This window comes from Algoriphagus faecimaris (genome assembly GCF_900101705.1).
Lineage (GTDB): Bacteria > Bacteroidota > Bacteroidia > Cytophagales > Cyclobacteriaceae > Algoriphagus > Algoriphagus faecimaris.
Genome location: NZ_FNAC01000026.1, coordinates 55,522 through 63,410 on the forward strand (window position 1 = coordinate 55,522; position 7,889 = coordinate 63,410).

At 39.7% G+C, this 7,889-nt stretch carries 5 protein-coding genes and 1 tRNA gene; 3 read left to right on the forward strand and 3 right to left on the reverse strand.

Translation table 11 applies throughout. The annotated features are described in order from the left end of the window. Positions 1 to 39 precede the first annotated feature (39 nt). On the forward strand, positions 40 to 1,554 hold the full coding sequence (locus tag BLQ57_RS13655; RefSeq protein WP_139162738.1) for a hypothetical protein: 1,515 nt from the start codon (positions 40 to 42) through the stop codon (positions 1,552 to 1,554). On the opposite strand, the gene BLQ57_RS13660 is transcribed toward BLQ57_RS13655, so the two are convergent. Together BLQ57_RS13660 and BLQ57_RS13665 are read right to left on the reverse strand one after the other, a co-directional pair. Further along, on the reverse strand, positions 1,551 to 2,849 hold the full coding sequence (locus tag BLQ57_RS13660; RefSeq protein ID WP_139162739.1) for a hypothetical protein: 1,299 nt from the start codon (positions 2,847 to 2,849) through the stop codon (positions 1,551 to 1,553). The genes BLQ57_RS13655 and BLQ57_RS13660 overlap by 4 nt on opposite strands. Before the next feature lie 217 nt (positions 2,850 to 3,066). After that, entirely contained in the window at positions 3,067 to 3,321 is a 255-nt protein-coding gene (locus BLQ57_RS13665) for a hypothetical protein (RefSeq protein WP_087939768.1), read from the reverse strand. 205 nt (positions 3,322 to 3,526) lie between these two features. Between BLQ57_RS13665 and BLQ57_RS13670 the strand changes: the two genes are divergently transcribed. After that, a tRNA-Ser gene (locus tag BLQ57_RS13670) sits at positions 3,527 to 3,615 on the forward strand. A 418-nt stretch (positions 3,616 to 4,033) separates the two neighbouring features. Here BLQ57_RS13670 and BLQ57_RS13675 read toward each other — a convergent pair. Further along, positions 4,034 to 4,903 (reverse strand): M23 family metallopeptidase, encoded by an 870-nt coding sequence (locus BLQ57_RS13675; protein ID WP_087939770.1) that lies wholly within the window; start codon positions 4,901 to 4,903, stop codon positions 4,034 to 4,036. A gap of 209 nt (positions 4,904 to 5,112) precedes the next feature. On the opposite strand from BLQ57_RS13675, the gene BLQ57_RS13680 reads away from it, so the two are divergent. Beyond that, the gene (locus tag BLQ57_RS13680; RefSeq protein ID WP_087939771.1) at positions 5,113 to 7,557 is read left to right on the forward strand and encodes an FtsX-like permease family protein; all 2,445 of its coding nucleotides are present in this window, start codon (positions 5,113 to 5,115) and stop codon (positions 7,555 to 7,557) included. Positions 7,558 to 7,889 lie beyond the last annotated feature (332 nt).

A 7,889-nucleotide genomic window follows, 5' to 3' on the forward strand; every position in this document is an offset into this window, starting at 1 on the left:
ATTCCTCTTGGTGAATATTTTTATAATAATTTTATGGATATGAGAGCACTTCACACCATTTTTCTCTTTATCGCGATTTTTATTCACGCTTGTGGAGAGAAAGAAGATCCTACCCCTTTGCCTGATCCTGATACAGAAAACAGGAGTGAGATTTCCTTTGGATCAATCCTTTTGGAAGATTGGGTAGCAGAAACTGGAAAAATTTATGAGGAAAATTGGGAGTTGACTGTAAATCTAACTGAGGGCAGTTCTGCACAGAAATTTAGTATCAAGCCTAATCAAATTCCTATTGAGGGAAAATTGGAATTAGAACCGGGGCTTTATACCTATGCCTATGAATCTCCATCGAGTCCTCAATTTTCTGATTATTTGCCTGTCAACATTTCAGGAAGCTTCGAGGCTAAAGCGGGGAAACAAAGCTTAGACCTAGAGGGGATTGCTAAGAGTAAACAAGTGGTGATCAGTCCCAATTTTGAATCTGATTTCCCGCAACTGGTTGAGCCGGAGAAGCTAAATTTTCATCGTAATACAGCTGATTTCTACCTTTATTTCAACACGGAAGAGCTCCTCAAGATCAACATTCCTATACCTGAATCCAGTAGCTACCTTACCGAGTTCCTTCCTTCTAGCCGTGTGGACCTATCTACAAGAATCAGTATAAAATGGCCCGAGGAAAGTTACTTCTACAATGATGAGTACCACCTCGATGCATCCGGATGGCCTAGAGTACTCAGATCGATTGAGCTAAATTCACTTCCTGCATCACAAAATGAAACTTCTGGATTAGCTTGGATAGCTAATCGCTTATTCTCGATCAACGATGGAGAAAACAGCAATGAAATCCATGAGATCGACCCAGTTAATGGAGAGGTAGTTCGAAGTATTATTGTTGAAAATGCCTTAAATGTAGACTGGGAGGATTTAGCCCATAGCGATACCCATCTTTATATAGGTGATTTTGGAAATAATTTAGGAGGAAGAAAGGATCTCAGCATTTATGTAGTTAGCATTTCTGATCTTTTGACCGCAGACCAAATACAAGCCGAAAAAATAGAATTCTACTATCCTAATCAAACTGATTTTAGTGGGAATTCACAAAATCATCGCTTTGACTGTGAAGCGATGGTATATAAAGAGGGAAAACTGCACTTATTCACCAAAAACTGGCAATCTGAGGATAGCGATCATTACCTCCTTTCTGCAGAACCCGGTAATTACGAAGCAGAATTTCTGGGAACGCTTCCCATAGATGGTTTAGTGACTGCCGCCGACATAGACCCTGCTACTGGCAGGGTAGTGCTACTAGGTTTTTTACGCCTAGGCAGTCATCCGCTAGAGCAATGGCTTTGGTTTTTTGACGGATTTTCTGGAAATCAGTTGACAGACAGCTACAGAAAAAGTAAAATAGGCTACATTCCTATCAGAGGCTTTCCAGAGGGGATCACCTATTGGACTGCTGGAAATGCTCTAATCAGTTCAGAGCGCTTTTTTTTGGAGGGAGTTTATGATATCCCACCCATAATTAGTGCTGTTGGGCTTGAGGGCCTATTTTAATCTAGGGCAGACATCTTTTTAGCATTGCTTCTGATCACCTCATCCAATTCATGTGCAAGCGGCTTTAGGTAAGAGAAATATTTTCTATTTTCCTCATCCATGGATTGCTGATCGATCAGATCAAGAAGACCAAGCATAGAAGACAAAGGAGACCTCAAAATATGAGAAGGCTTAAGTGCCAAATCCTTCAACTCCTTATTCTCTGATTCCAGCTGTCTGATTTTCCCATAGAATTTTGTTACATCCAAAGCCTGAATCATCACTGCAGCTGATCGGCCATAATCATCGAAAATAGGGCTCGTTCTCACATTCAAAAAGATGCCATCCTCTCCCTTGCCCACGAGAAGATCGAGGGCACATTCTTTGCCTTCAAAGGATTGAATGACCGCCTTAGACAATTGGTCTTTGCGGCTACCAGCCCAAGTTGTAGAAAATTGAAGACCTAGGTTTAATCCTAGATAACCGTTTTCTTTAGAAAAAGCTGAGGCATATGAATTTTGTTGAATCAGAGTAAAATGTTGATCTACAATCCAAACAGCCCCCTGAATAGCTGCTAATTGACTCGAAGTAAATGGCTGGAAATCAGCTAAGGGTCTAAGCGTTTTTTTGGAAGGTGCCAATAAAAAGGTATATCCCGAGGCATGCTTTGTCAGCAAACCTGCCAATGCCAAAAGATTTGGGAACTGACCGGGAATTTTTAAGAAAAGAGGCTGACTTTGATTATCCAAGGCTTTGATCTTTGCCAGTTGCTCTTGGGTCAATACTAGGACTTGAGGATCTGCCAAAGCTTTGTTTTTAAGCTCAGAGCTACTCTTTCCCAGCCATAATGCAACTTTTTCCTCTACTTCGCTGACCAATAGCTCATTTGACAATTCAATTTTTCCGAAATGAAGGACTTCTACCAAATGCTCCCAAGGCAACTCATGCTCAAGAAACTTCAAGCTCACTCCTAGTCCCACAAGTCCAATGATATCCATTTCATCATTGAGTACCATCGAAAATTCCCACCAAATTGAATTTGATTTTTGAGCATCCGACTTAGAAAAATTAAGCAGGATATTTCTGGAATCATGAGGCTTAGAAATCATCTGATCCAGCAATTCGGATAATTCCTCAGCAGAATCAGTCTCCAAAAAACCAAAAATCTCTTCATTAAGCTTCAACTTAGTATGATCCAAAAGCAATGAATTGGCGTCAATCAGTTGACCTTCTACATCTAGTAAGGCATAAAAGAAATGCTCTGAGTCCATTAAGAAATCAGGTAGAAGCTTTTCGGAGTTTTGAATCTTTATCATGGCAAGCCCCTCTAATAGGAGTATTTTGTCCTGTATCTAAGTCAAAGGTTAAAAAAAAATATTTATAAATAAAATGACCAAAATCACTAAGATAATTTGATAAATCAGGATTTTTCAGTAGATTCTTTTTCAACGACAGTAAAAAGTAAGACTTAAAATAAAAAATGCTTTTCGTCCAAAAATGTGCGAAAAAAAAAAATTACAATTTTTTTAAAAATTATTGAGAAAGGTCTGAATCGAATTGAAATTTGGTGTAGTCTATCTCTTTAACCATCAAAATAAGGGCATCAGAAAAGACCTGCTTGCAAATGCTTACTTGGTAGGGGAAATTAAAATCATTAGAAGCTTGAATTTTTTGAGAACCAAAAAATCTAAGTATTTCAAGCTCCGAATCTGATTTTACAGCTATGCGTCCGTTTTTCTGCAAGCAGCTTTCTACTAAGAAGGAACCCGAATTTGTTTGAATAATCATATATCAGAAACTTTAAAACTCAAATTTAGGAGTTAGCACGGTGGAAAAAATACCCTGTACAGGGTATTTTTCAAAAATCTGAAGGTTATCTGACAAGAATTGACATTGATAGTCAACAAATTAAGAAATGATAAAAAAAGAGGCTAAACAGAGAAGGTGAAGCCTTGGTAAAATCTGATCAATTCCTTTATATTTGCAACGCTTTAGAGAGTTGGGTGAGTGGCTTAAACCAGCAGTTTGCTAAACTGTCGTACGGGTCAAACCGTACCGGGGGTTCGAATCCCCCACTCTCTGCGAGTACCGGCTTTAGAAATAGGGTCGGTTTTTTTTTGAATACTCAATAATAAAAAAATATGGGGATGAGAACCCTTGGCTTCGAAATCGACTAAAGGGAGATTCGCGAGAGGCAGTGCGGCATGGCCGCGCGTATGAGCAATCCCCCACTCTCTGCAAAACAAGCCTTTCCGCAAAGCGGTGGGCTTTTTGCTTTTTAGACACCAAGCTTGCTTGAGTGGCTGAGGAGCAAAAAGAACAAAACGAACGAAGTGAGTAGGCTTAGTTTACTTCCTACCCCATTTAGGGAAAGGCGAAGCCAATTCCCCACTCTCTGCAAAAAGACTAGTTTTATTTAAAAACTGGTCTTTTTTCAATTTCTAACTGTAGAAGAAGAAACGGGAAAATATAAAGACTTTCGAACCTTGGAAGTAAAAACTCAATGAGATACCCTATCACCTGCTTTTAAATCCATAGACTGAATACCACCTTTAAATACTACCGGAACCGATCGTAGGCCTTGTTCGGAATTCTCAGGAATCAAACAGTTAAAATGCAAATGTGGCCTATTACTTTGACCTGTATTTCCAGAAAGTGCGATAGCTTGACCTACTTTCACTTGATCCCCTACTTCCACCAAACTACCATTTTTCATTAAATGAACATATTGAATAAAAACACCTGATTCAGGCTCATAGATGGTAATGTAATTCGAAAAAGGCTTCCATAGCTCACCAATCCCACCAAACTGATACTCTTCAATCACCCCCACTACGTAGCCATTTGATGCTGATGTAATGGTATCACCCTCACTCATATCAAAATCAACTGCATATCTCGACCAATCAGTGTCATGGGTATAATCAGTATCATTACCTTGAATTACACTGTACTCTTTATTTGTTGGAAAAGGAAAATCCACTATCAACCCCTCAATTTCTTTAGTAAGGCTTCCTAGTCTTGAACTGAAAGTCATTTCTTGGTCGAAATCAGAAATATTCTTAAAAAGTAAAACTGTATCCTGTCCTGCATCCAATTCTACTGGATTGATTTCATTAAATATCTCTTGCTTATCTTGTTCAGGGTAAAAAATCCAAACTCTAAGTGGAGCATAAAGTGGATTTTTCAGTTCGACTATTAACTCATTTTCGGAATAGGAATATGAGGCCCCATAGCTGTATTGTTGATGCCTTTCAGTGGGGATTTTTACGGTTTTACAGCTGTAACTTAATAAAGCTAGAACCAATCCACTGCTAAAAAAACTGAATTTGTAGCATGACAACCAAGCATTGGAATAGAAAGAAGTCATTTTTCACCAAGTAATTATTCTAAATTTCTCCTCAAACCTGCAAAAATGCTTACTAAGAAGAGATGTTTTGTTTTGCCCGATAGCGAACAAATTTGTTCGGAACAATGGACCCAATTTAGCTAAAAACTACGATTAATTGCTCTTAAGGGGTGTTTCTACTGGCATAAAACTGGATTATAAATCGCATAAGGTTTAAATGATTTCTCCGCATGTTCAAAAACTACTTCAAAATCGCTATCAGAAACCTATTGAAGCATAAGCTTTACACAGGAATCAATTTGATCGGATTATCCATTGCTTTGGGTGTAGGTATATTGATTTTCTTTTTTGTGCAATTCGAATTGAGTTTTGATTCTTTTCACCCCGAAAGTGAAAAAATCTTCAGAGTCAAAAGCCATGAACGGGTAGATGGAGAAATGATCGAAAGCTTTTCATCTCCTATGATAGTGGAGGGCACCTTTCGGGAGGAATTTCCACAGATTGAAAAAATTACAGGATTTATTACATCCGGTGTACAGGCTAAACTTCCCGATGAAAGCAGAAAAAACCAAAGCTTTTTATTAGTTCATTCTGACTTTCTAGAAATGTTTGATTTTCAACTCATCCAAGGGAGTCTCAGTCAGCAGCTTCGCGACAAATACAAAATTGTCATCACTGAAGCCACAGCAAAGAAATACTTCGGAAACGAGAACCCAATCGGTAAAAGCATTAGTTTAAAGATGGGAGAAGAATTTCAAGATTATCAAGTTTCGGGCTTGTTAGCGGATATCCCTGCCAATTCCTCGATCAAATTTGAAATCTTGATGCCAATTGCCAATATGGATTTCTTTTCTGATCCAGAGGGAATGACCTCTTGGTATAGTGTCTGGGGTCAAAATATCGTCAAGCTTAGAAACCCTACTGATGTGGATCTGATTAACGAGCGCATGGAGGCAGTCATGAAGTCTGCCCTTGGAGAAGATTATAGAGAAGGGGAATATTTCTTCACGCTCCATCCCTTATCTGAAATGCACTTTTCAGAAAGCCGAGGCGATGGCGGACTAGAAACTACTAGAAAATCCCTACTTTGGATATTATCCGGTATAGCCTTTCTTGTCCTCCTGATTGCTTGTATTAACTTCACCACGATGGCTATAGGAAAAGCCAGCACTAGGGGAAAGGAAGTGGGTGTACGCAAAACCATGGGAGCCAATTTTTCCCAGTTGACCTTACAATTTTTGACTGAGGCATTTTTGATCACCCTGATTTCTACTATACTTGGTGTAATTCTGGCAGAGTTGCTCTTGCCGACATTCAATACCCTCTTTGAAAAAGAACTCGACCTTTCCTATACCTTCACACAATTAGGAATTTTGGTAGGTTTAATCCTATTGATTACGGCTTTGGCAGGAGCTTACCCTGCTTTTTATCTATCGAGAATGAGACCGATCAACGTTTTGAAAGGTCCACTTTCTATTCGATTTGGAAAACAGGGACTCAGAAAAGGTCTTGTAGGTTTTCAGTTTTTTATTTCTTTCCTGCTGATTTCAGCCACCTTGATCATGCTTAATCAGATGAATACCATACGAAATTACGATTTGGGTTTTGATACTGAGCAGGTACTGGTACTGGAAATTCCTGATGTCCCTTCCACTAGTTTTGTGGCTTCACTCAAAAGCAGTTTTCAACAAGCAGATAGCTACCAAAAAGCCCTCGCTGCCCGTTCTGAGGTAGCCTCTGCCGGTATCACAGTGGGAACCTATGGAGATCAGGCTTTTTGGGAAGTGTCCTTTCCGCTGGAAGACGGAAGTATCTTTGATTTCAATGTGAATTTCATCGGGGGAGATTATTTGGATGTTTTGGATCTGGAGTTAATTTCTGGCCGAGCACTCAATCCTCAAATAGGTTCCGATAGCAGTTCATTTTTGATTAACGAAGCTTTTGCTGCAGCATTTAAGTGGCAGGACCCTACTCAGGAACTCCTGCCGAGCAACCGATTTGCCCCACATCAGATCGTTGGCGTAGTGAAGGATTTTCACCACGCCTCACTCTACCAACCGATCGAACCCATTCTTTTTGCCAAATCACCGGAAACGGTATTTAGTGGAATCAGCAATTTGATGATCCGTTCCAATACCAATCCCCGTGTTTTGGTCAAGGCAAGTTCAACCGACTTTGAGGCTTTTAAATCAGCCTTGAAGGAAGAATGGGATCGGGTTTTCCCTGGGGAAAGTTTTGAGTTTACCTTTTTGGATGAATCCGTAGCTGCTCAGTACAAGGCGGATGAGCGCTTGGGAAAAATGGTCTTTTTGGCGGCCTGCATTGCTATCTTAATTGCATCTATGGGATTGTTTGCCATGGTGGCCCTTAGCATTGCCGGTCGAACCAAAGAAATCGGTGTTCGAAAGGTATTGGGCGCTTCAGAGTGGAGTATCTCCTGGATGTTTGGAAAGGAGTATTTAGTGATCACCTTAGCGGGACTGATGATTTCACTCCCACTTAGTCTCTACCTGATGCAGAGTTGGCTGGAGCAATTTGCTGTAAAAGCATGGCCCTCTTCAGTGAGCTTTATCCTACTCGGCATGGGTGGGTTAGGCTTTACCTTCTTAATCGTATACCTGCAATCTCTCCGGGCTACCCAAATCAATCCGGTAAAGACACTGAAGGCAGAATAAGAAACCATAGGTTTGAAGGTGTATTTCCCCTTAATTCACTTCGAAAAACGAATAAAAACCTCAAAGAAATGGGTAGGACGTTTTTATTGAGTCAAAAATAAATGAACGATCAACTCTGAATCCTCAATTTTTTCATACCTAGGTTGCATGGAGTAAATTAGAATTATAAAATAATATGAATATCCGCAAAGTCACCAGTAGCCAAATAAGTTCTTTTTGACAGTTGGTGTCAATTGCTTTATTAAGGGTTTAACTCGATTTAAATTAGGTCAAAATAAACGGTTTTGACCATGAATATTATCAATTTCATTAATCGGTTTCCTGACGAGGCT